The organism is Pseudarthrobacter sp. GQ63 (genome assembly GCF_059758765.1).
In genome coordinates, this window is record NZ_JCAXEF010000004.1 from 272,791 (window position 1) to 297,635 (window position 24,845).

Genomic DNA, 24,845 nt, shown 5'->3' on the forward strand with positions numbered 1-24,845 from the left:
CATGAGCTACCGCCCGGCCGCGTAGCCCTGCCCGCCCCGGGGGTTGGCCGCAGCCTTCAGCACGCCGGTCTCTGGACAGCGAACCACAGCCGACAGGCGTCCGAGGGACCAGTCCCCCGCCCGGGACACCACGTGGCCGCGCGCCTCGAGTCCGGCGATGACATCCTCCCCGATCCTGTCCTCGACAACCGCCCCGCCCGGCGTCCAGGTGCGGGGCCAGAAGGAACCCGGGATGGACGTGGTGTGGAAGGCGGGCGCGTCGATGGCCTGCTGGGGCTCATACCCGCCCACGATCGTCCGCAGCAGGTACAACAGCTGCCACTGGTCCTGCTGGTCGCCGCCCGGTGACCCGAGAGCCGCCACCGCCCGGCCGTCCCGGAGCACGAGCGTAGGCGTCAGCGTGGTGCGCGGTCGCTTGCCGGGGGTCAGCGTGGACGGGGCGCCATCCTCAAGCCACGTCATCTGCAGCCTCGAGCCCAGGCAGAAGCCCAGTTCGGGGATCGCCGGGGAGGACTGCAGCCAGCCGCCGGACGGGGTGGCTGAGACCATGTTTCCCCACCGGTCCACCACGTCGATATGGCAGGTATCGCCGCGGGTCTCCCCGGTGGGCTGCACCGTCGGCTCACCCACCCCGGCGAACGCATCTTCCCCGCGGGCAGCGAGCGACGGCGGGAGGTACTCCGTGCGCAGCGGCGGCAGGAAAGGCGTGTGGCCGGGAACCTCGCCGGGCCGGAACGCGTGCGAGGCCTTCTCCCCGATCAGCTGCCGGCGCTCCGCGGCATACTCCCTGCTCAACAGGTAGTCCAGGGGCACCGCGGCGTCGCCGTAGTACGCCTCGCGGTCCGCGATGGCCAGCTTCTGCGCCTCCAGGATGGTGTGCGCGCCGAGCTCGGTGGACGGATCCAGGTACTCGTCGTCGAACCCGTCCAGGATCGCGAGCGTCTGCAGCAGCGCCGGTCCCTGGCCCCACGGACCAGTCTTGGCGATGGTGTGGCCGCGGAACTCCAGGGTGGCGGCGGGCTCGTATCCGGCCGAAAATCCCGCGAAGTCAGCTTCCGTCATCACGCCGGCGTGGTCCGTGCCGGAGGAGTGGCGGTGCGGTGTGGCGAGGAACGCAACTGCCGCCTTGGCCACGAAACCCTCCCGCCACTCCCGCCGCGCGGCGTCGATCCGCGCTGACCGCTGCGCTGGCGTGCCGCCGTCGTCCTCCACACCCTGGCCGGCGGAAATAAGCCGCTCCAGGACGTCCGCGTAGGCCACGTTCTTCACGATGTCTCCGCCTGCCGGAACGTTCCCGTCCGGCATCCAGAGGGCGGCCGACGTCGGCCAGTGCTCTGTGAAGAGCGCTGCGACCGAGGCGATGGTTCTGGCCACGCGGTCCAGGACGGGGTGCCCGTTCCGGGCGTAGCCGATGGCGAAGGAGAGCACGTCCGCCAGGTCCCACGTGCCGTGGTCGCGGAGGAGCAGCAGCCAGGCGTCGACGGCGGCGGGCACGGCGGCGGCGAGCGCACCGGCCCCGGGCACCAGCTCCAGCCCTTCGGCCAGGTAGTGCTCCCGGGTTGCCGCCGCCGGTGCGGGTCCCTGCCCCATCAGCACAACCGGTTCCGAGGGATTGCCGGCGGTGGTGAACACGCCCGTCATGTCTCCGCCCGGGCCGTTCAGGTGGGGTTCGACGACGTGCAGGACGAACGCGCCGGCCACGGCGGCGTCGAATGCGTTCCCGCCCCGCTCCAGCACCGCCTGCGCCGAGGCCGTGGCCAGCCAGTGGGTGGAGGCCGTCATGCCGAACGTGCCCTGGAGGGTGGGCCGGGTGGTGAAGGTGCCTGCCGGTGTGTACGCCATGGAGTGCAATCCTAGGGACCCGGCGGGGACGCGGCCGTGACCGCCACGCCCGCCTCCCCGGCAGGGGTCCGCTACGGATGCACCAGGATTTTGACGGCCGTGTCCTTGTGGTTGATCAGGGTGTCGAACCCCTGCTCCACCAGGTCATCGAGCGCGATCCTCCCAGTGATGAACGGCTTGAGGTCCACCTTGCCCTCCTGCACCATCCTGATGACGGCGGGGTGGTCGCGGACGTAGGCGATGGTGCCGCGCAGATCGATCTCCTTGAGCACCAGTTTCTGCATATCGATGGTTGCGGGAGCGCCCCAGATGGCCACGTTGACCACCACACCCCCTGGCCGGACGGCGTCGAGCATGGTGTCCAGCACGGCGTTCACGCCCGCGCACTCGAAGGCGACGTCCGCGCCCGTCCCGCCGGTGAGCTCCCGAACCCGCGCCGGGACGTCCTCCTTGCTCGGATCCAGCACATGGTCCGCCACTCCGCTGGACGTGGCCTTCTCCTTCCGGGCCTGGGTCAGTTCGCTGACGATCGTGGTCACGCCCATGCCCTTGAGCACCGCGGCGGTCAGCAGCCCGATCGGCCCCGATCCGCCCACCAGCGCCGTATCACCGGCCTTCACGCCGCTGCGCTCCACCGCATGGTGCGCCACGGACAACGGCTCAATCAGCGCCGCCTCATCCAGCGGGATGTCCCCGATGGGGTGCACCCACCGTTTGTCCACCACGATGGTTTCGCTCAGGCCTCCGCCACCTCCGGAGAGCCCGATGAACCCCATCTGCCGGCACAGATGGTAGCTGCCCGCCTGGCACATGTCGCAGTCACCGTCCACAAAGTAGGGTTCGACGACGACGTTGTCACCCACTGCCAGCCCCTCCACGCCTTCGCCGACTTCGGAGACAGTCCCGGAGAATTCGTGCCCCATGGTCACCGGCGCCTCCTCGTGGGACAGCGGGTGCGGATGGCCCGGTGCCGGGACGAAGATGGGGCCTTCCAGGTACTCGTGCAGGTCTGAACCGCAGATGCCGCACCACGCGACGTCGATCTTTACCGCTCCAGCGCGGAGCTGCGGCTCCGGGATGTCCTCGATGCGGATGTCCTTGCGTCCGTGGAAACGTGCTGCCTTCATGATGGTCTCTACCTTTCAGCGGGCGTGGTGGCTGGGCTGCAGTTCGTACACCGGCGTCTCCAGCCCTTCCATCCGGGCCTTGAGCTGCAGGGCCAGGTAGGAGGAGTAGTGCCGGCTTTGGTGCAGGTTGCCGCCGTGGATCCAGAGGTTGGGGACGTTGGTTGGTTTCCACATATTGCGCAGCTCCCCCTCCCACGGACCAGGGTCTTTTGGCGTGTCTGAGCCGTATCCCCAGCACTTGCCCACCTGGTCCGCTACTTCGGGCGAGACGAGGTCAGCCAGCCACCCGTTCATTGAGCCGTAGCCGGTGGCGTAGACAATCAGGTCGGCCTCCAGCTCCGTGCCGTCCGCCATCACCACGGCGTTGCCGGTGATCTTGGAAACCTGCCCTGACTTCAGCTTCACCCGCCCGTCGATGATCAGCTGCGAGGCGCCGACGTCGATGTAGTAGCCGGAGCCGCGCCGCAGGTACTTCACGAAGAGCCCGGAGCCGTCCACGCCGAAGTCCAGATCGAACCCGGCGGCCTCCAGCTGCGAGTAGAACTCCGCGTCCCGTTCGGCCATCTGCTGGTACACCGGGACCTGGGTTTCCGGCAGGATCCGCATGGGCAGTGAGGCGAACAGGAGGTCGGCCTTCTCGGTGGTGACCCCATTGGCCAGCGCCTTCTCCGAGTACAGCCCGCCCAACGCCAGGTCCATCAGGGATTCGCTCCGGGCGATGTGGGTGGAGGAGCGCTGCACCATGGTGACGTCGGCGCCGTGCTCCCAGAGGTCCGCGCAGATATCGTGCGCCGAGTTGTTGGAGCCGATCACCACGGCCTTCTTCCCGGTCCAGTCCCCGCCGCCGGGGTGCTGCGAGGAGTGCCGCTGCTCCCCGAGGAAGCTCTCGGCGCCGTCGAACGTGGGGATGCTGGGGTAGCCGGAGACGCCCAGGGCGAATACCAGCTGCTTGGGCCGGAGGGTCACAGGTTCGCCGTTGCGGAGGACGCTGACCGCCCATTCCTGCGTGCCGTCGTCGTACTCCGCGCCTACGCACTCGGTGCCGGACCAGTAGTTCAGCTCCATGATGCGGGTGTAGTGCTCCAGCCAGTCGCCGATCTTGTCCTTGGCGGCGAAGACGGGCCAGTCGTCCGGGAACTGCAGGTAGGGCAGGTGGTCGTACCAGACGGGATCGTGCAGGTGCAGGGACTTGTAGCGGTTCCGCCAGGAGTCCCCGGGCTTCTGGTTCTTCTCGATGATGATGGTGGGCACGCCCAGCCGCCGGAGCCGCGCCGCGAGGCCGATCCCGCCCTGCCCGCCGCCAACGATCACGCAGTAGGGCTGCTCTTCGTACCCGAGTTTCGCCTCCTGCTCTTCCTTGAGCTCCAGCCAGGACCGGCGGCCCCTCACGATCTCGTGCGCCACTCCCTGGTCCCGGCGGGGGCCCTTCTTCTCCTCGAAGCCCTTGAGTTCCTGCATGGTGGTGAGCAGCGTCCAGGATTTGCAGTCCCGCAGCCGCAGGTGGCCGTAGCCGCGGGCAGCGCCGGTTTCGAAAGTGATCCAGGCTTCCACGGTTCCATCAACGCCCGTACTGCCCGTGGCGTCCTCGGCCAGGGCCCAGTTGGCGGGCTGGACCCGGTCAAGGGTGGCTTCCAGCATCCGCCGGATGTCCGCCTTGCCTTCGAGCGTCTTGAGGTTCCAGGTGAAGGCCACGAAGTCCCGCCAGTAGCTGTCGTCCCCGAAAAGCTCCAGCGCCGCCTCCACGTCGCGCCGCTGCAGGGCCTCATCCAGTGACGTCAGCCAGGCCTGCGCGGCGGCCGTTGGTGATTCGGTCATGTCCACTCCTTTGTGTGATGGTCCGTGGTGTTGGGGCGGCTCCGTTTCCGTCCTGCACCCTGCGATATGCTGGGCGGGCGTGAGCTGCGTCACTCCAGTGAAACGCAGTGGGGGTTACAGCAGCGTTGCATGCAGCACCGCCGGGCGAAGGCGACGGCGGTGGAAGGGAGCCATGGACCACGGCCTGAAGTTCTCGGACCCGGCGGCGTATTCGCGGGTGCTGCGCCGCGCCCATGAACTGGTGATCTCCGGCGTTCCGCGGCCCGAAATCCCGGAACTGCTGGCCAGCTCCTGGCGCCGCTCCATGGCGCTGGGCATCAGCCCTGACCAGCACAGCCCCCGCCACCTGCACGAGGTGTCCGAGGTCCTGGAACTGCGGCGGGAGCACCGGCTGCAGCAGGTCATGCCGGCGCTCAGCGAGCTGCTGGCCGATGACTCCAGCGACGGACGGCACCTCCTGGTGCTGACGGACGCCGGCGGCGAGATCCTGTGGCGGGTGGGCAGCGCCCAGGTGCTCCGGCGGGCGGACCGGCTGGAGTTCTCCGAGGGCGCGGACTGGTCCGAGGCGGGAATCGGCACCAACGCCATCAGCGAGGCTCTGGTCACCGGCCGTCCGGTGCAGCTGTTCTCCGCCGAGCACCTGGTCCGCACGCACCACGAGTGGGCCTGCACCGCGGCGCCCATCATCGATCCTTCCACCGGCAGGCTGTTGGGCGTGCTGGACGTTTCTGGGCCGTTGGAGTCCCTTACTGCGGACACGCTGCGCATGGTGCGGTGCGCGGTGAGCATGGCGGAGGCGCTGTTGAGGACGTCCGACGCCGGCACGTCTTTGGGTGCCCCTTCCCCGGGTCCTGTTTCCCGGCAGTCTTCCCGGACCGGACCCGCTGCACGGCCGACGTCGGCAGTTGAGTCTCTTGAATTGCTCGGCGACCAGCCGGCGGCGGTGTTCCAGAACGGCAGCCGGGTGCCGCTGACCCTGCGGCGGGCGGAGATCCTGGCGCTGCTGGATTCGCGGACGCAGGGCTGGAGCGCCGAAGAACTGGCCTACGAGCTCCACGGTGACGCGGGTATCGCAGCGTCCATCCGGACGGAAATGTTCCGGGTCCGGTCCCTGCTGGGCGATGCCATAGCGTCCAACCCTTACCGAATGGATAAGGGGCTCACTGGGCGATCGGATGCCGGCCGGGTCCTGCGGCTGCTCCGCGGGGGCAACGTGGCTGCCGCGCTGGAAGCCTACCGCGCTCCCCTGCTCAGCCGTTCCGGAAACATGGCGGTACAGCTCCTGCGGGACCGGCTGGACCTCGCCCTGGGAGCGGCCGTTCGTGCCAGCACAGACCCCGCGCTGATCATCCGCTGGCTGTCCACGGACATGGGCTCGGCGGACATGCAGGCGGTGGAGGCGTTGGGGAAACTGGTGGGCAGGAGCGATGCACGGTATCTGTCATTCAGCGCGGGAGCGGCAGCGGCAGAAGCAAAACTCGCCATGGGCGGGACCTAAGGCACTTCCGCACCCGAGGGATCACGTGGGAAGTTGCAGGGGTGAGCAGGACACCCCGGTTGCAGCAACGTGAGGCTGCCGGCAATGGGACAAAGACCAACCATGCTGCCGTCGTCGCCATCAAGGCAGTCCACACCCTGGCGTGGCTGTCGATTGAGTCGTGCGTTGTTTATCTGCTCATCACCGGCCTGGCCGGGCGCACCGACAAGCGTGCTGGCCTGGCCGCGGCAGTGGTCACCACCGAAACCCTGGTGTTCGCCGGAAACGGGTTCCGCTGCCCCCTCACTGGCCTGGCCAAGCGGTACGGCGCCGAGTCCGGCTCAGTCACGGACATCTACCTGCCCCGGTGGTTCGCCCACAACCTGCCGGCCATCCACACTCCCCTGTTGGTGCTGATGGCCTACCTCCACCTGAAAAACCTCCGCCGCGGACGGACAACTGGGTTCTAGCTTTCAACCTGCAGGCTGCGACAGCTGGACTGCGTTGTTCGCGTTCACGCGGCCGTTGGCCCAGTAGGTGCCGGTGCCGGAGATCTTGTCGGCGCTTGATTGGACCTTCTCCCGGATGGCCTTGTTGTCAGCTCCGGGGTTGACGCTCCAGGCGAGCGCGGCGGTGGCAGCCACAATCGGGGAGGACATCGAGGTGCCGTTGCCCACGTCGTAGCCCAGCGAGCGGTTGTTCTGTGTTCCCAGGTAGAACTTGTGGTTCGGGAAGGTGGAGTAGACGTTGATGCCGGGGGCGGCGATGTCCACCCAACTTGCCCCGTAGGTGGAGAAGGATGCCTTGGCGTCGAAGTTGTCCGTGGCGGCGACGGCCATGACGTTGGAATACCCGGCCGGATAGATCTTGGTCTGGTTCCCGCCGTTCCCGGCAGCGGCCACCAGCACGGCGCCCTTGTTCCACGCGTTGTTGACGGCTGTTTCGAGAGTGCGTGACGCCCGCACCCCAAGGCTCATGTTGATCACTTTCGCCCCGTTATTGACGGACCAGTTGATCCCGTTCGCGAGGCCTGAGCTGGATCCGACGCCGCTGTCATTGAGGACTTTGCCGTCCAGGATGCTGCACCCCGGGCACACCCCGGCGACGCCGATGGTGTTGCCGGCGGTGGCGGCAACAGTTCCGGACACGTGCGTGCCGTGGCCGTAATTGTCCTCGCCGGTCCTGGCACCGCTGAAGTTGGCTCGTGCCACCACCTTCGGTGCGATGTCCGGGTTGTCGCTGGCGACTCCCGAGTCGAGGACGGCAACCCTGACGCCGGCGCCCTGCGTGACGCCCCACGCTTCCACGGCATCCACGTCAGCGTCCGCCGAGCCCGCGCCGATAGTCAGCGTGCCGGCGGTGTTCGTGAACGACTGGCCTGTGTTGTTGAGGGCGTACTGGCGGCTGAAGTACTGGTCGTTTGACGCGGGCGTAACCACCTCGTCCGGCTCCGCGTAGTCGACGGCAGGATTGCGGTCCAACGCTTCAATCAGCTGAAGTTCCTTCCCGGCCGGAACCTTGATCAGGCGGGCGCCGGTGCCGCCGATTTCGGGTCCGTCGCTGAGGCCGTACCCGCGCAGCACCGCAGCCGCCGCGGCGTGGTCGCGGAACTTGACCATGATGTGCCCGGCGATGTGGGAGGGTCCGGCAGCAGTACCGGGGGCTGCCAGGGTGATGCCGCCCAGCACCATCGCCGCCGCCGCGAAACCGGCCGTCAGGAGTCTTTTCATCCCGTCAGTTTGCTCCTCGCAGCCTTGGCTGGATAGGGCCCTTTGTGGAGATGTGGACTAAGCCGAGTGGTTCCGGACAAATTACATCTCTTGTCACGCAGTTAACCACTCATTCATATTCCCCTCAGGACCTGTCCAACCGGCGTCCCTAGGTTCGAACGCATGGACAACATCTCCCGCAGATCCCTGATTTCCGCCGGCCTGGGTGCCGGGCTCGTCGCCGCCCTGCCGGGTGCCGCCGTCGCCGTTTCCACAGCCGACGACGCCGGCCTCCGCACCGATCCGTTCATGCTCGGCATAGCGTCGGGCGAACCGTGGCCGGACGGCTTCGTGATCTGGACGCGCCTCGCGCTGGACCCGCTGGCCGAGGACGGCCTCGGCGGCATGCCCGCACGCCAGGTCCCCGTGGCATGGGAAGTGGCTGAAGACGCGGGCATGCGCACCGTAGTAGCCCGCGGCGTCGAGCACGCCCGGATGGAAACCGCCCACTCCGTCCACGTGGAGCTCCAGGGCCTCAAGCCCGGCCGCGAATACTTCTACCGCTTCCGCAGCGGCCGCCACCTCAGCCAGGTGGGCCGCACGCTCACCAGCCCCGCGCCGCACGAGACGCCGGCCGCGCTGGCCATGGCGTTCGCCAGCTGCTCGCAGTACGAGCACGGCTACTTCACCGCCTACACTCGCCTGGCCGAGGACCAGCCGGACCTGGTGCTGCACCTGGGTGACTACCTCTACGAGTACAAGAAGGACAGCTACGTGATCGGCGGCGGCAATCCGCGCGACCACCAGGGCCCGGAGACCACCACGCTGCAGGGTTACCGGCAGCGGCACGCGCAGTACAAGTCCGACGCCGACCTGCAGGCAGCGCACGCGGTGGCGCCTTGGCTGGTGGTGTGGGATGACCACGAGGTGGACAACAATTGGGCGGACGAAATCCCAGAGAACAGGGACGCCGGCCAGCTCAACGACACCACTGAGCGGTTCCGCCAGCGCCGCGCCGCCGCGTTCCAGGCGTACTACGAGAACATGCCGCTGCGGCGATCCTCCGTGCCGGCCGGGTTCGACATGAAGATCTACCGCACCATCCAGTGGGGCCAGCTGGCCAACTTCCACATGATGGACACGCGGCAGTACCGGGACGACCAGCTCGCCGGCGACGGCTGGAAGAAGAACGTGGCCGAACGCCTCGCGGAGAACCGGACCATCACCGGCGCGGAGCAGGAGAAGTGGCTGCTGGACGGGTTCCGGAACTCCACCCAGCGGTGGGACATCCTGGGCCAGCAGGTGTTCTTCGCCGAGCGGGACCGCGCGCAGGCACTGGAGATCGACGACGTCTCCATGGACGGCTGGGACGGGTACGCCGCATCACGCCGCCGCATCACCCAGGGGTGGCTGGACGCGAAGGTGCGCAACGCCGTCGTGCTCACCGGCGATGTGCACCGCAACTGGGCCAACGACCTCAAGGTGGACTACAAGGATCCTGCCTCGCCCGTGGTGGGCTCGGAGCTGGTGTGCACGTCCATCACCTCCACCGGCAACGGCACCGGTTCCACCACGGACCCCGTGATGGCGTGGAATCAGCACCTGAAGTTCTTCAACGACAATCGCGGCTACGTGAACACCAAGATCACGCGGGACGCCATGACCGCGGACTTCCGCACGCTGGACTACGTCACGACGCCGGGCGCACCGGTTTCGACGAAGGCCTCCTTCACCATCCAGGACGGGGTTCCGGGGCTGCAGGCACGGGGGTAACTTGTCCCAAAAGTACGACGGCGGGGCGGCAAGCATTTCTGCTGGCCGTCCCGCCTCCTCTGTTCAGTCAGCGTGAAGGCTTCTGCGCCCGCCGCCCGGTGGGCGGCCTCCGCCGGACCACAAACCGGGTGATGAGGGCGGCCACCAGGCCCGTCAGGGTCACCAGCTGCACTTCATCGAAGGACAGTCCGTCGATGTTCGGCTGCAACTCCACCTCGGTCGCCCAACCGAACCAGACTTCGCTGACCAGGGTTCCCGCGGCGAAATAGGCCACCGCCGCGAAGAGCCACAACCACCGTGTCAGGCGTTTGCCCACGATCCAGTGTGCGATCAGGCCGAATGCCAGGGACATGCCCGCAAGCAGTCCCAGGCCGGCAATGCCCAGGTCCCAGCTCACCACGGCCACCTCCCTGCGCCTGTGCGTGCACTATTTGAGGCTCAGTACCTCGTCGATGGGGCGGCCGTTGACGAACACCTGGGCGCTCGTAGCCCCGGCCGCGGCCATGGCCGTGTACTCCAGCTGCGCCTTCGCACGTGGGATGTCGCACACACCGCCCAGCATGAACTGCCCGGCGAGGTAGATGGTGATGGTGCTGCCGGTCAGCTCCCCGCCGGTGTAGCTGAGGTTGGACTGGTATAGGACGTTCACGAGCCCCGAGAGGCCGACGTTGCGGCTCTTGTTCGCGAGCAGGGTCTCGATGCTGGGACGCACTTGGTCCGTGAAGCGGACCGGTGCCGTGGTGGTGGCGACGAGGCTGTCGCCGCAGCCGATCAAGGGACCGGAGACGCCGTTGTCGTCCACGGCAACGTAGTAGATGGTCAGCGGGGCCACCTGCTCCGGAAGTCCGGGCTGGGCAGGTTCCTCCGTGGGCTGCGGGCTGGCAGGGGCGGACGACGTCGGGGCCGCGGCTGTGGAGGGCGGGGCCACGGGCGGGCTGGTCGCCGCGGTGGGGCTCGCCGTCGTGGTTGGTGCGGCGGCGTTGGTGGTGGGTGCCGCCGTCGTAGTGGGGGCTGCGGTGGTGCTCGTGGGCGCCGGGGCCGGCGGGCCGAAGCAGCCTGTGAGGATGACCAGGGCGCCGAAGGTGAAAACGCTGAATGCCGAAAGCCTTGGTATGGGCCTGGTCATGATGCTCCCTTGGTGCGGACGCTTGATTCCGGCGCCTACTTTGAAGCTACGCCGGAGCTGCCCTCCGGAACAGGGACTTAGGTCCGGACACCGGGCGCCCGGATCACCAGACGGAGTCGCCCCGCAGGACGGCGTCGCTGCCGCCGTCGACGTAGATGACCTGCCCGCACAGGTGCGTGTTCTCCTCGCTGTTGAGCCACGCCAGCAGGCGTGCCACGACGATGGGCTCGGCGATGCCGTTCAGCGGCATCGGGACCACGTGCAGCAGCTGCTCCCGCCCTTCCGCGGTGGCGATGAGGTCGGCTGTCATAGGAGTGGCGATGATGCCGGGCGCTGCGGCGTTCAGCGGGATATCGGACCCGGCCCACGCCGCCGTGGCAGCCTCGCGGCGGACCCACCGGGAAAGCGCCAGCTTGGTCGAAGCATAAATCAGCCGCCCCGTAGTTGCCGGATCACTGGCCAGGACCTCGGCACGGGCCATGGCAGCGGGCTCATCCCCCTCGGTCAGCAGGTCAACGAGCTCTCCGTCGCTGGGCAGGAGGGCGGCCATCGAAGAAACGAGGACGGCCCGTGGAGCCTCCGATCCCGCCAGAAGGGGGCGGAGGCCTTCAAGGGTGGCCACCGTCCCGAAGAAGTTCACGGCCACGGTGGCGGGCGCCGGGACGGCCAGGCCGGCAACGGCGTAGATGGCATCGATGGATCCGCCGCTGATCCTGCCTGCCTCCTGGACCAGGGCCGCGCGTCCTGCAGCGGTGGAAAGGTCCACCACCACCTCGGCGTCGTGGATGTCCACCCCAATGACCCGTTCGCCCCGCTGCTCAAGCAGGTCCTTGGTTGCCTTCCCGATCCCCGAGGCAGCACCGGTGAGGACAGATGTGCGGGGCATGGCGCCTTCTTCCCTGGCCGGATGGGGTCACGTTCCACTGTGCCCGGCAAGTCCCCCGTGGGCCCAGAGTCCAAAGGCCTGGGCCCGGTTCACAACCGGGCCCAGGCCCTCACGGCTCTTCGTCAGCCAGTCCTACTGTGTGGAGCGGCTCAGCCCAGGATGAGGTTCAGGATGAACAGCAGCGGGATGGATCCGGCCCATACAGCGGTGGTGATGCCGGACCAGCCGCGGAGCGCTGCAGTTCCTTCGAGCCCGGTGAACCGGGTGACCACCCAGAAGTACGAGTCGTTGAAGTAGCTGAGGATCATGGATCCGGCGGTGCAGGCCATGGCTGCCACCAGCGGATCGATGCCCAGCGTGCCCACCAGCGGCGCGGTGACGGAGGCGGCGGTGATCATAGCCACCGTGCCCGAGCCCTGAGCCAGCCGGACCAGCGTGGCCACCAGGAACGGCACAAGGAACGCGGGCAGGGCCGTGGCGGCAATAGCTTCAGCCAGGGCGTCGCCCACGCCAGAGCTGCGGAGAACCTGTCCCAGCGCTCCGCCGGCACCGGTGATCAGCAGGATGAGGCCGGCCGACGCGGCAGCCTCGGCAAACCAGCCCTGGACCCGGCTGCGCGGGGTCCACCGCGGCAGCAGAACATAGACGGCGAGCAGGACGCCGATGATCAGCGCGATCACCGGGTTGCCGATGAAGGCGAAGGGAACAACCCAGGCGGACGGCTCGTAGGTGCCGCCCACAACACCCTGGGCGTTCTGGTCGATGGCGCCCGTGACCGTGTTCAGCACGATCAGCAGCAGCGGGATCAAGAGGGGCAGGGAGGCCAGGAACGCGCCCACGCGGTGCGGCTTGGCACCCTCGGGCGGGGTGCCAAGGTCCAGCTCGGGATCGTCCGGCAGGTCCTCCTGCGAAGGGGCGGAGGCGGCGTCGTCGGTCATTGTTCCGGTGCTGCCGTGGTGGGATCCTTCAGCGGCACCCACCAGTGCGGCGCGGCCGTAGACGGCCTCGCGGACCTCCTCGGTGACGGAACTTTCGAGCTTGGGTCCCATCCACTTGGCGTAGGTCACGGCAATGGGAAGGAGCAGGACGGTGAACACCAGGCCGGTGAGGATGACAGCACCCAGGTCCGCGCCCAGCAGGCCGGTGACGGCCAGGGGGCCGGGGGTGGGCGGGACCAGGTGGTGCGTCAGGGTCATGCCGACGCCCAGTGCCAGGGCCAGCGTCACGTAGCCGGCGCGCTTGACCCGTGCGATGGAGCGGGCCAGCGGGTTCATGATCACGTAGCCGGAATCGCAGAAGACCGGGATGGACACCAGGGCGCCCACGGTGCCCATGGCCCAGGGCTCCCGGCCCTTGCCGAACAGCCGCAGGAAGGCCAGGGCCAGAGCGTTGGCGGCGCCGGAAACTTCGAGGATCTTGCCGATGGCCACACCCAGGCCGATCACGATGCCGATCGAGGCAAGGGTGTTGCCGAAGCCGGTGGTGATGGCCTTGACGATGTCGAGGGGGCTTTGGCCGGCCACGAGGCCGGTCACAAGGGCGGCGATGAGCAGCGCGACGAACGCGTCGAGCCGGGTGCGAAGTACGAGCACGACGATGGTCGCGATGCCCAGTACCAGCGCAAGTAGTAGTTGTATATCCACGTTGATGTACTCCTTGGGGACAAGAGCCCGGGCGCGCTGCCCGGCTCTCCTCGAATGGCGCCAGTGCCGGTTGGAATTGACTCCGTCGAGTGACGGGTGCCACACTATCCGGACATAAGACATCTGACAAGCCAATGGAGGAGGGATGCCGGTGAGCCGCCAGACACTAGCGGACTCAGTCTTCGCCGAGCTCCTTGAACGCGTGCTCTCCGGCGACCTTCCTCCACAGTCGTCGCTGCCGGCGGAGGCGGAGATCGCCAAAGCCGCCGATGTCAGCAGGCTGACGGTCCGCGAGGCGCTGAAGACGCTGCAGGCCCAGAACATCGTGACGGTGCGGCGCGGCCTGGGGACCTACGTGAACCCGCCCGAGGAATGGACGGGGCTGGAGGCCATCCTCCGGGCAGCCGCCCGCGGCACCGGGATTGACGAGGCAGCGCTGAAGCTGCTCGAGGTCCGCCGCATCATGGAAACCGGGGCGGCCGAGCTCGCCGCCCGGCACGCCACGGCCGAGCATTTTGCCGCCATGGAGAAGGCCATTGCGGACCTGGAAACGGCCCACGAGGCCGGCGACCTGGACGCCGTGACCCTGGCGGACCTAGCCTTCCACAACGTGGTGTTCAGGGCTTCGGCGAACCCGTTCCTCCCGGCGCTGCTGGGCCAGCTGGGCCACCTGCTCTACACCACCCGCCGGGAAACATCGGCGTTCCCAGAAGTCCAGCGCCATGCCCTGGAGCACCACCGGCTGGTCCTGGCGGCGATTGCCACTGGCGAGCCGGAAACAGCCCGCAAGGCCATGGACGAGCACATCAACCAGACCTACGACGACTACGCGCGCTTCATCAAAGCCAAGGAATCCAACACAGGAGTTGAACCAGCATGACTGACACCACCACTTTTCCCGCTGCACGCACGGCCGTCCTGACCGGCGCCGCCTCGGAGCGCGGCATTGGCCGCGCAACTGCGGACAGGCTGGCCCGCGAGGGCTGGAACATCGCCATCCTGGACATCGACGGCGAAGCAGCGGCGCTCGCTGCCAAGGAGATCGGGGACAAGCACGGCGTGCAGGCGCTGGGACTGAAGACGGATGTCTCGGACGAGGCGTCCATCGATGCTGCCGTCAGCCGCGTGGAGGCGGAACTGCCTCCCATCGTGGCGCTGGCCAACATCGCCGGCATCAGCTCGCCGCGGCCCTTCATGGAGGAAACCAAGGAAGGCTGGGAGCGGGTCTTCGCGATCAACATGACCGGGACCTTCCTGGTAACCCAGCGTGTCCTGGGCGGGATGATTGACCGGAAACTTGGCCGGGTGGTGAGCATCTCCTCCATCTCCGCCCAGCGCGGCGGCGGCACCTATTCGAAGGTCGCGTACAGCTCCGCCAAGGCCGGCATCATCGGCTTCACCCGCGCCCTGGCCCGCGAGATGGGCGAGCACGGCATCACCGTCAACTGCATCGCTCCGGGGCCCGTGGACACGGACATCATGGGCGGCACGCTGACGGACGAGCGGAAGAAGGAGATGTCCAAGGACATCCTGGTGGGCCGCGTGGGAACCGTGAACGACATGGCTGCTCTGATGTCATTCCTCATGGGCGAGGACGCCGGCTTCATCACCGCGGCCACCTACGACATCAACGGCGGTTTGCAGATTTCCTAGAGCGCAGGCGGGCGCGCACGTCACCATTCCTAAGGGGCACGACGGCGGCGCGCCGCCCGCCGTCGTTATGCACTGGCACTGCCCGGGGACGTGGGCGAGGCAGGCTTGGCGAGCTGGGCCGCGATGTCATCGGCCCAGGCGTCGATAGCGGTCCAGTCCCGAAAGTCTCCGAAGCGGCCGCCGGTGAGCCGGAACAGGGTGCGCAGCGCTGTCGACATCTGGTCCGCCTTGTAGACGCCGGAGAACATTCTGTGGCCGCGAAGCGGCACGTCCTGGGGCAGGACTCCTGCCAGTCGTGCCTGTTGCAGCGCCGCGCCTTTTTTGCGGAACGGCTTCGGCAGCGCATCAGCCATCCCCACATTAAAGGCCCAGACGGGCCGGTTAGCGAGCTCAGGCGCATGCCGGGCGAAGAACTGATCGGCCGCGGGCAGCCACGACTGATTGTGAACGGCGCTGCCGACTACAACAGCGTCGTAGCCGGAGACGGTCTCCACCTCGTCCACGGAACGGCACTCGACGCCGTCCAGCGAAGACGCCATGCGGTCCGCTATGTGTTGGGCTATCTCCTGCGTCGAGCCCATCGCGCTGGCATAGGCAACTAAAACAGTCATAGCTGAACCTCCGATCGTGCCGTCTCCAGTCTGATGGACACTGTGGCGGCAGGGATGTGCCGTTGGTCCCGAAACAGGGGCCGTGATCCTAGCCGGGCTCCTACCCGTTCGCGGTCGCCTCAACCCAGTCGATGGCGTCGTCGGGGAAGTAATGCCCCGGGGTTTCATCCTGGCCGGCCCACCAGGAATCGTCGCTGGCTGGTCCGCCTGCCTCCGCAATCTCGGCCACCACTGCCGCCGGCACCTCATCGCCGTTGTTGTTGATCAGCCACTGCCGCGTCGATGGCTGCAGCTCCGTCCACCACTGTTCGATGCCCATGGCCGAAGTGTCCCACGCCGGCAGGACTGGCGTCACCGCCCGCGCAAAGCCGGCGGCAGCACCGCCGTCGTACTCCCTGGTTTACTGCGGTGCGGAACGCGTCCCGGCGTCCGTGCTCGATCCCGACGTTGGAACGAACTCCCAGTCAAATGAGCCGTCGGCCCTCAGTGTCAGCCGAAGGTACCCGTGGGTGTCGCTGAACCGCTTCACGATGTACCGCGGGCTGTTGGTGAAGGGGCGGAGCCCGACGCCTCCCGTGGAAACCTGGAATGCCGTCATCCCGTCGCTGACGCACTGGTCGGCGTTGTTTACCGGGCACGACCGTTCGTAGTTGTGTTGCGAACCGGACAGCGTCAGGCGGGCCCTGTGCTTCCACATCACGTCGATCCACGGCTTATGGTCCAGGTTCCGCTTATGCGTGTCCGTGCTGGACGTAAAGTACGGCTCGTGGTGCACCACTGCCAGGTGCTTGCCCGCAGCCTTGGCAGCAGCAAGGTCCCTGTCCAGCCACGTTGTCAATGCCTGGGCCCGCGCCGGGTTGTACCGCCAGTGCGCGGAGGACAGGAACGCGAAATGCCAGTTCCCGAAGTCCTTCGAGTATGGCTGCCCGTTTTCGATAAATCCGCGCTCATGGTTGATGGCCGCCTTGGCAGAAGACCCCGGGCATTGGCCATTCATGAAATCGTCGAGGTCTTCGTTGCGCCCCGGTTTCCAGTCGTGGTTCGGGGCGGATGCCCAGTACAGCTTGGGCATCGTTCCACCCCAGAGCCTCGTCCAGTACTTCACATAGTCGTCGCAGTACGCGGCGTCGTACTGGAAGTCCCCGATCCCCAGGAACGCGTCAATCTCGTTGTTTTGCACCAGCCGCGTGATCGCCGCAGCGTTCCGGCCGGACGGGCTGCCGGGCGCATAGGTCCTGACGCCGTTCATGTCGCCCACAGCAGCGATCCGAACATCTCCCAAGGGAAAGGGAGGCTGGCCATCAAAAGGTGGCGGGGTTGCCGTTGGAGGCGCTGCCGTGGGGGTCGCAGACGGGGACGACACAGCGGGGGACGGCTGGTCCGGCGGCCGTGGAGGGCCGGTACACCCCGCAACGGAGACGGCCACGAGGGTTGCAGCGGCTGCGGCCATGCTCCGCAAGGACTCGCGTCGCGGGAGTGCTGGCTGCATTCGGTAACCCTCCATGAAGCCGGCCCGCAGGCCGTCCTGCGAGGGACAACCAGGTGCACCGGCACTTTTGATAATTCTCAGGCATGGACAGGGTGTCAAGGGCACCCCCTCCGCCCGGAATACGCCTGCCGGGGCCGCTCCTGCGGTTGGTCCGGACCATTGTTCGGCTTTGGTGCAAGCGATAAAATGCTCCCGGGGAGAGGTCCTGGTCTCGCTAGACCGCCGTTAGGGGCCCCTCCAATGACCGACTTCTTCACAATGCAGCCCGGCGAGACCGCACCTCCACTGCCGCCCGGACCCGTCCTGTGCACCGGAACCGCGGGCATGCGGCGCATACACCGCTTTTTCCTGTGGGCGTACGACGAGGCGCCCGGCCTGGTGCGCTCCGTGGAACCTGGCGACACTGCCCGCTCCGCCTATGTGGGGGAAGTCCTCGGCAACTTCGACAAGGTACTCCACATCCACCACGAGGGCGAGGACCTGCTGATGTACCCGCAGCTGGGCCAGCGGGCACCGGCCTGCGCGCTGCACGTGGCGCAGATGCTGGAGCAGCACCGGCAGGTCACCCAGCGGCTCGAAGGCATCGAGCCCATCCGCCTGCGCTGGATGGCGGCCCCGGATGCAGATTCCGCTGCGGAACTGGCCGCGCGCTACGAGGACCTCTCGGCAATCCTCAAAGTGCACCTGCGCCGGGAGGTCACGGAGGTGATGCCCGTGGTGGACAGGGTGATGACCGAGAAGGAAATGGACGGACTGGGGCAGCACAGCATTGAGCAGTTCGACAAGAAATTCCTGGTCACTTATCTGGGGATGGTGCTGGCCACGAATCCGCCCGCAGACCGGAAGGAACTGTTCAAAGAGATCCCCGCGCCGGTCCGCCTGGGCTACCGCCTTATTGGGCGCAGAATGTACCGGAAACAGTACTCGACGCTCTTTCCCGGGCGCCCGGTCCCCGAGACGCTTTAGAAACCGGCCATGGTCTTCCTGTTTCCTGCGATCGGGCTGCTGCTGTGGATTGGCGTCCTTCTGGGTGCCCTGGTCCTGGTCGGTATCCTCTGGGCGGCGTTCGGCCTGGTAGTAGGGCTTGCGAACCTCGCGCACCTGCTCATTGGAGGAAAAAGCCGGCCGAGCGTACAGAGGAAAACCGCCGCTGGCCCCAACCGGAACGTACACCTGGCGCCACCCCCACCGCAGGTAACCCGCGCCCCAGGGGTTGCGGAGTCCGACAGCAAGGCTGCGTCCGAGATATGGCCCAAATGGAACACGTCGCACAGGCGGTACGTGGAGGGCGAGAAGTCGCACTGGCAGGAGCAGTTCGACGCCCTGAACTACCGCGAATAAGCCCGTCTGGAAGATCACGGCTGTACGATCTCGTTAGACCCGGGACGACAGTGTCATGGTCTGCGGACAAGTTGGGGGACATCCGAATGCCGGAACTGAAACGCATCTACTGGGCACGGCTGGGCCTCCGCCTCTTGTTCACGGCTGTCACCCTGTGGTTGTTCGGCTCGGCCATTCTCTCGCTCATGTCGCAGGCGGATGCCGGCGCCGGGTCTGGAGTGTCTACGGCGGCCGGGGTTCTCCGTTCCATGCTGGACCGCGTGACAGCCGCGGTGACACTCCCTGGCGCTGCCGCCGTCGTCCTCATCATTGCCGCAGCCGTTATCAACGCACGGGACGTTCGACGGCGGGATCCAGTGCGCCGCTTCACCCGCCAGCAGCGCCGCGCAGGGATGGCGCGGGCCGGCGGCGTGTGCGAGATGGAGACGGGTTTTGGCCGCCGCTGCTCTGGCCCGGCCGAGCATGGCGACCACTTCTATCCCTGGTCGAAGGGCGGATCCACCAGCCTGCAGAATTTTGTGGCCGCCTGCAGCCGGTGCAACCGCGCCAAGGGCGCACGGATCCCTTCGCCGGGACAGGAGCTGCGGCTGGAACGGCGACGGCGGACCGACGTCCCGCCTGACGGTGCGGTTGCCGTCGGCGAGAGGCAGCCGCTTCCGTAGCCGGTCAGGGGTCAAGCCGCTTGCGCAGGAGGCAGAACTCATTGCCTTCAGGGTCGGCCAGGACGTGCCACTGCTCGCTGCCGGCCTGCCCGACGTCGGCCGGGCGGGCCCCAAGGGCAAGCAGGCGTTCCAGCTCGGGGTCCTGGTCCCTGTCCACCGGGTTGACATCAATGTGCAACGGGAGGCGTCCGGTCCGCGGGTTGCTGCTCGGGCTCAGGATGATGGTGGGCTGCAGGCCGCCGAACCCGGCGCCCGGCGGGCCGATCTCGATGGCACCGTCCTCCCGGTCGAGCTCTACATAGCCGAGAACCCCGCACCAGAACCCGGCCAGGAGTTCCGGATCGGCACAATTCAGGACCAGTTCGCTGATACGGGAGACCATGAACCCCAGTGTACGAAGACCAAGCCCGAACTGTCCGGAAATTGATGCTTGTCCAAAACACACGCTGAAACGAGGCGTCGGGCGGTTCGCAAGGAACACTCACCGGGTGGTATAACCTGCCACTCCTGCGCAAATTGCGCAGCCCTTCTAGCGTGATTAGCGCAATCATGTCATGATGAATGCATCCCGCCACAGCGCGGGCCCCAGCCGACGACGAGAGGAGCAACGTGGCTTCCGTATTTGTGCAGGCCGACGATTTCTCCGGCGCCGCCGAGGTTGGCTCCTGCTTTGTGCAGCACGGGCTGAGTGCCCAGGTCCTGCTGGGTACTTCCACTGTTCCGGAAGCGCACGACGCCGGCACCTCCTTTGCGGGGCCCGGCACCGACGTTGTGGTCAGCGATACGCATTCCCGCGGGCTTGCTGAGTCTGCTGCCGAGGCGCTGGTCAAGGAAGCCTTCGCCGGCCCCGACGCCGATACTGCGCAGGTGTTGTTCAAGAAGATCGACTCGCAGTGGCGTGGCAACGTCCGCGCCGAAGTCTCCGCGCTGGCAGGGCTTGGCTTCCATGCCGTTGTTGCGGGCGCACTCCCCCAGCTGCAGCGGTCCGTCGTTGACGGCCGCCCTGTGGTTGCCGGGACTCCCCTGGCGGAGACGGACCTGTGGCAGGCAGAGCAGTCGGCCCCGCCGGCGGACATCCCCTCACTGCTGCGCCCTGAGGATCCCTCCTCGGTGCAGACCGTGAGCCTGGCCGAGGTGCGGTCCGGGTCGCCGGCCGCAAGACTGGCCATGCTGCTGGACTCGGACCAGCCCGCGCTGGTGGTGGCCGACGGCGAAACCGTCCAGGACCTGGAGTCCGTGGTGGACGCCCTGCTGGAGCTGGACTTCCAGGCCGGCGACCGGCGCATTGTGCTGGTGGGTACCGGCGGAACGGCTGACGTTCTTGCAGAGCGCCTCTCAGCCCGCCTTGCGCGAACTGCGCAACCCGGGGCACAAACGGGCGCAACCGCCGCAGAAGCGCAGGCAGCTGCCACGCCGGTGCTCGCCGTCGTCGGATCCGCATCCAAAACCGCGCAGGCGCAGCTGGCAACACTCGAAGCCCAGGGCTTCACAGTAGTCAGGCTGCACCCGCAGTACGCAGGAGCCAGCGGGGCCTACGCTCCCCAACTGGCCCAGGTTTCAACGGATTTGCGGGCAGGCCACCGCGTAGCCGTCACACTGGCCGCTTCAAAAGTGGACCCGTCTGGGTCAGCCCGCATCGTGCAGGCCCTGTCGAGGTTTGCCGCCGAGGCAGCGAACGCGACACCAGCAGACCTGATCCTCACCGGCGGTGAGACGGCCCGGGAAGTCCTGGACGCCGTCGGCCTCCACCGGCTGGTACCGCTCGCGGCCGTGCAGCACGGGGCCGTGCTCAGCCGCGCGGACGACGGAACGCTGGTGGGCACCAAGCCCGGCAGCTTCGGCGACGACCTTGCCCTCCTGCAGCTTTACGACGAAATCCGGGAGCGCCGCGGCCTGACCGCGCAGGCTCCCGCCACCAATTTCTCCCCTCAAGACCAACCCTCTGGAGCACCCATGACAACCGAAGCAATCAAGACCGAGCAGAACGCCCTCCCCTACGTCGCCGTGACCATGGGCGACGGCGCCGGTGTGGGGCCGGAGGTGGTGGTGGCCGCCGTGCTGGATCCGCAGAGCAACGCCGAGTGCCGGCCTGTGGTGATCGGCGACGCTCTGCGCCTGCGCCAGGCCGCGGACGTTCTGGGCATCCATGCGGATATCCAGAGCATCGAAGACGTGGAGGATGCCGTGTTCACGCCGGGCCGGGTGAACGTGATCGACCTGGCGTTGCTGCCGGAGGACCTGCCGTGGGGGCAGCTCTCCGCCGTGGCCGGGCACGCCGCGTACGAGTACATCCGGGTGGCCAGTGAGCTGGCGATGGCCGGGAAGGTGCAGGCCATCTGCACCGCGCCGCTGAACAAAGAGGCGCTGCATGCCGCCGGGCACATCTTCCCCGGGCACACCGAGCTGCTGGCGCACCTGACGGGCACGGAGGAAGTGTCCATGATGCTTTCCACGCCCAAGATCCGGGTGATCCACGTGACCACCCACATCGGGCTGATGGATGCGATCCGCAAGATCAACCCGGACCTGGTGGAGCGCACCATCCGCCGCGGCCACGAGGCGCTGGTCCGCGCGGGCATCCCGAACCCGAAGATCGGCGTGTGCGCCATCAATCCGCACGCCGGCGAGAACGGCCTGTTCGGCCAGGGCGAGGAAGCGGAGAAGATCGAGCCGGGCGTGAAGGCCGCGCAGGCGGACGGGATCAACGCGGTGGGACCGCTGCCGGCGGACACGCTGTTCTTCCTGGCCGGCCGGGGCGATTACGACCTGGTGGTGGCCATGTACCACGACCAGGGGCACGGGCCGGTGAAGGTGCTGGGCATCGAGGCCGGCGTGAACATCACGGTGGGCCTGCCGGTGATCCGCACCTCCGTGGACCACGGCACCGCGTTCGACATCGCCGGCAAGGCGATCGCCGATTCCCGGTCCATGGTGGAGGCGCTGCACCAGGCTGCCGAGATGGCCACCCGGCCCGCCGTCGCCGTGTAGGCGTTGCTGCGGGGACTGGGCGGGGGCCGGAACTAGCATGGTTACCACTGCCACGGGAAGGAGACCGGGAATGCTGAGCGCAAACGCGCGGCGCGAGGAGATCTACCACCTTGCCGTGACCACCGGGCTTGCCTCCGTTGAGGAACTCTCCGCCCGGTTCGAGGTGACGGCGTCCACCATCCGCCGGGACCTGGCTTTGCTGAACGGGCAGGGCCGGCTGGCCCGCACCTACGGCGGGGCCATGGCCCTGGGCGCGCACCCGGAGGCGTCGCTGCGGCAGCGCACCGGCGAGGCGTTCGAGCAGAAACATGCGATCGCCCGCTGGGCGGCGTCCGTGATCGTCCCCGGGGAGAACATCCTGCTCGACGCCGGCTCCACCGTGGGTGCCCTGGCCCACGAACTGCGCGGGTTCGAAAAGCTGTCCGTGACAACGCCGGGCATCAACACCATGCAGGAACTCGCCGAGTCCGAGGGCATCGAGGTGGACTGCCTCGGAGGCCGGCTGCGCAGCCTTTCGCAAAGCTTCGTGGGACCGCTGGCCGAGGCGGCCCTGGAGCGGATGAGCTTCGACCGCGTGTTCCTGGGCGCGGACGCCGTCACCGCCGAAGACGGCATCTGCGAAGCCGACCACGCCCAAACCAGACTCAAGGAACTCATGGCCCGGCGCGGCCGGGAGGTCTACGTGCTGGCTGACTCATCAAAGCTCGGCCTCCGGCCCTTCCACGCCTGGGCACGGCTTGCGCTGCCGTGGACGTTGGTGACGGACGACGGCGCAAACCCCGTCCAGGTGCAGAAGTTCCGGGACGCCGGGGTACGGGTTGAGGTGGCCGCCGTGCTGCCCGGTGGTTGATCCCCACCTTGATGCTGTTCATCAAATGCCGCTGCCGCCAGAATTGGTGACTATTGGTCAGAGAATGCAGAGCGTCCGGACAGGGCCGGGCATTCAAGGTCGGGAATGCCATTAAAACCAAGCCCAGCTAAATATCCGCTGGCAGAGCCGTTCCATCTAGGCCTTGTCCTTAGCCCACCACAGGAATTGGGAAGCGTGCTGCTGGTGCCGGAAGCCGCCGCCAAGAAGTACAAGCAGCAAGTCGTTGCTCCAGAGGATGAGGCGTCCAATGGTCCAATCGACATTCTCCGGGTCGGGCAACTCCAAGCCCCAAAGTAAGCGTGTGATTTCCCGCTTTCCGGCCTCCCCGGTGTACTTGAGAATTGTCAGGTAGCTGTCGGGGTAGACGATGCATAGAACCTTTGTGAGGAGCGACTCTTTGAAACCCTTCATCCCAAAGGACTTGGTATCTGTGATGAGGATACTGAGGCGGTCCTCCAGTTCGACAGGAGATGTGCCGCGAAGCAGATACTCGACTACATTGCGGACCCGTTCAGCGCCAACTTCCGGCCCCAGCTGATTCCACGACTCGTTGAAGACGGACATGTTTCCTGGATTGGCGCCGACATTGGAGTTGGCAAAATCTTTGAGGTCCCGTGGGTGCGCAGTGGGCAGGCCCTCGGCGCTGAAGATCTGCTGGTACTTGGCCCAGTATGAGGCTACGTTCGGCTCAGGCTCAGGCTCCCTCTTGAGAAACTCAGCTTCTAGTTAGTTAACCCGTGCAAGCTTCCCGGGATCGACGTCCCCGGGCTTCGGGAACCCCTTCTTGATGTCTCCGAGTGTTGGCCGGGGGACCTTCTTCCGCTCAGGCTCGCCGCGGAGCCACATGTGTCCGCAGTGCTCGCACTTAAGCTTCTTCTGCGTTCCTGAGAGCCGTTCAACGAGCACGATGTGTTCATCGGTGTGGCAGGTGGAACACCTTAGATCAATTGCCAAAGGACTTACCTTCCGTACGCGATAAATATGACGCCAAAGCGTCAACAGTCTTAGCTTGCACCTGAGCCGAGGGCGCGTTTCTGGCGGCTCACCCTACATATAGAGGCCGCGGCATGTGCACGAGCCGCTGCTGGAAGTAAGTAGGCTGGCTTACTCAGACATCTCACCCGCGTCCTGTCGCCAGCCTGAAGATCTCGGTTTCGACTTGCGCTCTCGTTCGACCGCGGGACTCTCCCCAGCTTGCGAGCAAATCTAAGTAGTCGCCATAGGAATCGGTGTGGTTTTTCTCTAGGGACACCCCAGCGTGGTCCTTGAGCCACCCGATGATCCGGTCGTCCAAGATCGCGGCGGCTTTCGGATCATCAGGGCCGTCGACGGCTGAGGTAAAGTACAGCCACTTGGTGAAGTAGGAAGACCTTAGGTGGAGGACGCGGCCCTCGTTGTTCATCAACCGGAAAGCCTCAGTGGCCCCGTCTGCGCGCACAGACCTGGCTCCTGCTTCCAGCCGGCCTACGACTGAGGGATCCACCGGTTCCGAGACCGCGTTCGTGCCCTTAGCCTTGGTCTGAGTGAGTATCCAGCGCGTCCGCAGCGCACCCATGCCAGCTGTGGTGCCCCATCCCCACACCATCGCCGCTATGAATGCAGGGAAAACCCTGCCGGCATCCAGTTCTACTGCGACCGCATCTCGGGTTGACAGCCGGCTCACGTCGGTGGGAAGACGATCGAGGAGCGACAGAACGTCCGGGAGGTCGTGCATTTGGTCTAGCCACGGCTGCTTGGTCCAAGGAAATGGGCTCTGCGGCCGGGCTTCGCCATCGAGGGCTTCCGCTAGTGCGGTGGGGATGCGAGTTGTCATGGGCCAATCCTTCCCTAGC

At 66.9% G+C, this 24,845-nt stretch carries 25 protein-coding genes; 10 read left to right on the forward strand and 15 right to left on the reverse strand.

All coding sequences use genetic code 11. The annotated features are described in order from the left end of the window. Window positions 1-6 precede the first annotated feature (6 nt). From AC6CHP_RS10145 to AC6CHP_RS10155, 3 genes are all read right to left on the reverse strand, one after another. Window positions 7-1,842, reverse strand: a complete 1,836-nt coding sequence (locus AC6CHP_RS10145) for a gamma-glutamyltransferase family protein (protein ID WP_498229565.1) — start codon at window positions 1,840-1,842, stop codon at window positions 7-9. Window positions 1,843-1,913: 71 nt separating this feature from the next. Next, window positions 1,914-2,969 (reverse strand): 2,3-butanediol dehydrogenase, encoded by a 1,056-nt coding sequence (locus AC6CHP_RS10150; RefSeq protein WP_498229567.1) that lies wholly within the window; start codon window positions 2,967-2,969, stop codon window positions 1,914-1,916. Between the two features lie 15 nt (window positions 2,970-2,984). Continuing rightward, entirely contained in the window at window positions 2,985-4,784 is a 1,800-nt protein-coding gene (locus tag AC6CHP_RS10155) for an NAD(P)/FAD-dependent oxidoreductase (protein ID WP_498229569.1), read from the reverse strand. A 172-nt stretch (window positions 4,785-4,956) separates the two neighbouring features. Here AC6CHP_RS10155 and AC6CHP_RS10160 point away from each other — a divergent pair, with 172 nt between their 5' ends. Beyond that, window positions 4,957-6,282: a GAF domain-containing protein gene (locus AC6CHP_RS10160; protein ID WP_498229571.1), complete on the forward strand. Its 1,326-nt coding sequence runs from the start codon at window positions 4,957-4,959 to the stop codon at window positions 6,280-6,282. A 41-nt stretch (window positions 6,283-6,323) separates the two neighbouring features. After that, on the forward strand, window positions 6,324-6,731 hold the full coding sequence (locus AC6CHP_RS10165) for a hypothetical protein (RefSeq protein ID WP_498229573.1): 408 nt from the start codon (window positions 6,324-6,326) through the stop codon (window positions 6,729-6,731). Between the two features lie 3 nt (window positions 6,732-6,734). Here the strand turns inward: AC6CHP_RS10165 and AC6CHP_RS10170 are convergent, their stop codons facing one another. Beyond that, window positions 6,735-7,991 carry a S8 family serine peptidase gene (locus AC6CHP_RS10170; protein WP_498229575.1) on the reverse strand — a complete coding sequence of 419 codons (1,257 nt, stop codon included), beginning with the start codon at window positions 7,989-7,991 and terminating at the stop codon, window positions 6,735-6,737. A gap of 162 nt (window positions 7,992-8,153) precedes the next feature. On the opposite strand from AC6CHP_RS10170, the gene AC6CHP_RS10175 reads away from it, so the two are divergent. Beyond that, window positions 8,154-9,743, forward strand: coding sequence for an alkaline phosphatase D family protein (locus tag AC6CHP_RS10175; protein WP_498229577.1), 1,590 nt, complete (start codon window positions 8,154-8,156; stop codon window positions 9,741-9,743). Window positions 9,744-9,810: 67 nt separating this feature from the next. Here the strand turns inward: AC6CHP_RS10175 and AC6CHP_RS10180 are convergent, their stop codons facing one another. The 4 genes from AC6CHP_RS10180 to AC6CHP_RS10195 form a co-directional block, all read right to left on the reverse strand. Continuing rightward, window positions 9,811-10,143, reverse strand: coding sequence for a hypothetical protein (locus tag AC6CHP_RS10180; RefSeq protein WP_377195307.1), 333 nt, complete (start codon window positions 10,141-10,143; stop codon window positions 9,811-9,813). Window positions 10,144-10,170: 27 nt separating this feature from the next. Beyond that, window positions 10,171-10,869 (reverse strand): hypothetical protein, encoded by a 699-nt coding sequence (locus tag AC6CHP_RS10185; protein WP_498229579.1) that lies wholly within the window; start codon window positions 10,867-10,869, stop codon window positions 10,171-10,173. Between the two features lie 103 nt (window positions 10,870-10,972). Continuing rightward, window positions 10,973-11,755, reverse strand: a complete 783-nt coding sequence (locus tag AC6CHP_RS10190) for an SDR family oxidoreductase (protein ID WP_498229581.1) — start codon at window positions 11,753-11,755, stop codon at window positions 10,973-10,975. A 149-nt stretch (window positions 11,756-11,904) separates the two neighbouring features. Beyond that, complete coding sequence (locus tag AC6CHP_RS10195) at window positions 11,905-13,398, reverse strand: GntP family permease (RefSeq protein ID WP_377195310.1); 1,494 nt, start codon at window positions 13,396-13,398, stop codon at window positions 11,905-11,907. 145 nt (window positions 13,399-13,543) lie between these two features. Here AC6CHP_RS10195 and AC6CHP_RS10200 point away from each other — a divergent pair, with 145 nt between their 5' ends. Both AC6CHP_RS10200 and AC6CHP_RS10205 read left to right on the forward strand, forming a co-directional pair. Next, on the forward strand, window positions 13,544-14,278 hold the full coding sequence (locus AC6CHP_RS10200; protein WP_377195311.1) for a FadR/GntR family transcriptional regulator: 735 nt from the start codon (window positions 13,544-13,546) through the stop codon (window positions 14,276-14,278). Next, a complete protein-coding gene (locus AC6CHP_RS10205) occupies window positions 14,275-15,051 on the forward strand; it encodes an SDR family NAD(P)-dependent oxidoreductase (protein ID WP_188730541.1) in 777 nt (258 codons plus the stop codon). The genes AC6CHP_RS10200 and AC6CHP_RS10205 overlap by 4 nt, the downstream gene beginning before the upstream one ends. 65 nt (window positions 15,052-15,116) lie before the next feature. On the opposite strand, the gene AC6CHP_RS10210 is transcribed toward AC6CHP_RS10205, so the two are convergent. The 3 genes from AC6CHP_RS10210 to AC6CHP_RS10220 all read right to left on the reverse strand — a co-directional run bounded on the left by AC6CHP_RS10210 (window position 15,117) and on the right by AC6CHP_RS10220 (window position 16,920). Next, on the reverse strand, window positions 15,117-15,662 hold the full coding sequence (locus AC6CHP_RS10210) for a flavodoxin domain-containing protein (RefSeq protein ID WP_498229585.1): 546 nt from the start codon (window positions 15,660-15,662) through the stop codon (window positions 15,117-15,119). Window positions 15,663-15,762: 100 nt separating this feature from the next. Beyond that, window positions 15,763-15,981 carry a hypothetical protein gene (locus AC6CHP_RS10215; protein WP_498229587.1) on the reverse strand — a complete coding sequence of 73 codons (219 nt, stop codon included), beginning with the start codon at window positions 15,979-15,981 and terminating at the stop codon, window positions 15,763-15,765. Window positions 15,982-16,062: 81 nt separating this feature from the next. After that, window positions 16,063-16,920, reverse strand: a complete 858-nt coding sequence (locus AC6CHP_RS10220; RefSeq protein WP_498229589.1) for a metallophosphoesterase family protein — start codon at window positions 16,918-16,920, stop codon at window positions 16,063-16,065. Window positions 16,921-17,391: 471 nt separating this feature from the next. Here AC6CHP_RS10220 and AC6CHP_RS10225 point away from each other — a divergent pair, with 471 nt between their 5' ends. From AC6CHP_RS10225 to AC6CHP_RS10235, 3 genes are all read left to right on the forward strand, one after another. Beyond that, entirely contained in the window at window positions 17,392-18,117 is a 726-nt protein-coding gene (locus AC6CHP_RS10225; protein ID WP_498229591.1) for a hemerythrin domain-containing protein, read from the forward strand. Between the two features lie 9 nt (window positions 18,118-18,126). Continuing rightward, the gene (locus AC6CHP_RS10230; protein WP_498229593.1) at window positions 18,127-18,492 is read left to right on the forward strand and encodes a hypothetical protein; all 366 of its coding nucleotides are present in this window, start codon (window positions 18,127-18,129) and stop codon (window positions 18,490-18,492) included. 86 nt (window positions 18,493-18,578) lie between these two features. Continuing rightward, entirely contained in the window at window positions 18,579-19,154 is a 576-nt protein-coding gene (locus AC6CHP_RS10235) for an HNH endonuclease (protein ID WP_498229595.1), read from the forward strand. A gap of 4 nt (window positions 19,155-19,158) precedes the next feature. Here the strand turns inward: AC6CHP_RS10235 and AC6CHP_RS10240 are convergent, their stop codons facing one another. Continuing rightward, entirely contained in the window at window positions 19,159-19,536 is a 378-nt protein-coding gene (locus AC6CHP_RS10240) for a VOC family protein (protein ID WP_498229597.1), read from the reverse strand. A 227-nt stretch (window positions 19,537-19,763) separates the two neighbouring features. Between AC6CHP_RS10240 and pdxA the strand changes: the two genes are divergently transcribed. Continuing rightward, window positions 19,764-22,142, forward strand: coding sequence for a 4-hydroxythreonine-4-phosphate dehydrogenase PdxA (gene pdxA / locus AC6CHP_RS10245; protein ID WP_498229599.1), 2,379 nt, complete (start codon window positions 19,764-19,766; stop codon window positions 22,140-22,142). 70 nt (window positions 22,143-22,212) lie between these two features. Continuing rightward, complete coding sequence (locus AC6CHP_RS10250) at window positions 22,213-22,992, forward strand: DeoR/GlpR family DNA-binding transcription regulator (RefSeq protein ID WP_498229601.1); 780 nt, start codon at window positions 22,213-22,215, stop codon at window positions 22,990-22,992. Between the two features lie 156 nt (window positions 22,993-23,148). Here AC6CHP_RS10250 and AC6CHP_RS10255 read toward each other — a convergent pair whose 3' ends face one another. The 3 genes from AC6CHP_RS10255 to AC6CHP_RS10265 all read right to left on the reverse strand — a co-directional run bounded on the left by AC6CHP_RS10255 (window position 23,149) and on the right by AC6CHP_RS10265 (window position 24,826). Next, window positions 23,149-23,577, reverse strand: a complete 429-nt coding sequence (locus AC6CHP_RS10255; protein WP_498229603.1) for a hypothetical protein — start codon at window positions 23,575-23,577, stop codon at window positions 23,149-23,151. 162 nt (window positions 23,578-23,739) lie between these two features. Continuing rightward, a complete protein-coding gene (locus AC6CHP_RS10260) occupies window positions 23,740-23,967 on the reverse strand; it encodes a hypothetical protein (RefSeq protein ID WP_498229605.1) in 228 nt (75 codons plus the stop codon). A gap of 163 nt (window positions 23,968-24,130) precedes the next feature. Further along, a complete protein-coding gene (locus tag AC6CHP_RS10265; RefSeq protein WP_498229607.1) occupies window positions 24,131-24,826 on the reverse strand; it encodes an 8-oxoguanine DNA glycosylase OGG fold protein in 696 nt (231 codons plus the stop codon). Between the last annotated feature and the right edge of the window lie 19 nt (window positions 24,827-24,845).

What these genes read in the sequence shown, in the direction of transcription:
- AC6CHP_RS10145 (WP_498229565.1), bottom strand. Translation starts at nt 1,842, where the DNA reads ATGGCGTACACACCGGCAGGCACCTTCACCACCCGGCCCACCCTCCAG.
- AC6CHP_RS10150 (WP_498229567.1), bottom strand. Translation starts at nt 2,969, where the DNA reads ATGAAGGCAGCACGTTTCCACGGACGCAAGGACATCCGCATCGAGGAC.
- AC6CHP_RS10155 (WP_498229569.1), bottom strand. Translation starts at nt 4,784, where the DNA reads ATGACCGAATCACCAACGGCCGCCGCGCAGGCCTGGCTGACGTCACTG.
- AC6CHP_RS10160 (WP_498229571.1), top strand. Translation starts at nt 4,957, where the DNA reads ATGGACCACGGCCTGAAGTTCTCGGACCCGGCGGCGTATTCGCGGGTG.
- AC6CHP_RS10170 (WP_498229575.1), bottom strand. Translation starts at nt 7,991, where the DNA reads ATGAAAAGACTCCTGACGGCCGGTTTCGCGGCGGCGGCGATGGTGCTG.
- AC6CHP_RS10175 (WP_498229577.1), top strand. Translation starts at nt 8,154, where the DNA reads ATGGACAACATCTCCCGCAGATCCCTGATTTCCGCCGGCCTGGGTGCC.
- AC6CHP_RS10185 (WP_498229579.1), bottom strand. Translation starts at nt 10,869, where the DNA reads ATGACCAGGCCCATACCAAGGCTTTCGGCATTCAGCGTTTTCACCTTC.
- AC6CHP_RS10190 (WP_498229581.1), bottom strand. Translation starts at nt 11,755, where the DNA reads ATGCCCCGCACATCTGTCCTCACCGGTGCTGCCTCGGGGATCGGGAAG.
- AC6CHP_RS10200 (WP_377195311.1), top strand. Translation starts at nt 13,544, where the DNA reads ATGCCGGTGAGCCGCCAGACACTAGCGGACTCAGTCTTCGCCGAGCTC.
- AC6CHP_RS10205 (WP_188730541.1), top strand. Translation starts at nt 14,275, where the DNA reads ATGACTGACACCACCACTTTTCCCGCTGCACGCACGGCCGTCCTGACC.
- AC6CHP_RS10210 (WP_498229585.1), bottom strand. Translation starts at nt 15,662, where the DNA reads ATGACTGTTTTAGTTGCCTATGCCAGCGCGATGGGCTCGACGCAGGAG.
- AC6CHP_RS10215 (WP_498229587.1), bottom strand. Translation starts at nt 15,981, where the DNA reads ATGGGCATCGAACAGTGGTGGACGGAGCTGCAGCCATCGACGCGGCAG.
- AC6CHP_RS10225 (WP_498229591.1), top strand. Translation starts at nt 17,392, where the DNA reads ATGACCGACTTCTTCACAATGCAGCCCGGCGAGACCGCACCTCCACTG.
- AC6CHP_RS10230 (WP_498229593.1), top strand. Translation starts at nt 18,127, where the DNA reads ATGGTCTTCCTGTTTCCTGCGATCGGGCTGCTGCTGTGGATTGGCGTC.
- AC6CHP_RS10235 (WP_498229595.1), top strand. Translation starts at nt 18,579, where the DNA reads ATGCCGGAACTGAAACGCATCTACTGGGCACGGCTGGGCCTCCGCCTC.
- AC6CHP_RS10240 (WP_498229597.1), bottom strand. Translation starts at nt 19,536, where the DNA reads ATGGTCTCCCGTATCAGCGAACTGGTCCTGAATTGTGCCGATCCGGAA.
- AC6CHP_RS10250 (WP_498229601.1), top strand. Translation starts at nt 22,213, where the DNA reads ATGCTGAGCGCAAACGCGCGGCGCGAGGAGATCTACCACCTTGCCGTG.
- AC6CHP_RS10255 (WP_498229603.1), bottom strand. Translation starts at nt 23,577, where the DNA reads ATGTCCGTCTTCAACGAGTCGTGGAATCAGCTGGGGCCGGAAGTTGGC.
- AC6CHP_RS10265 (WP_498229607.1), bottom strand. Translation starts at nt 24,826, where the DNA reads ATGACAACTCGCATCCCCACCGCACTAGCGGAAGCCCTCGATGGCGAA.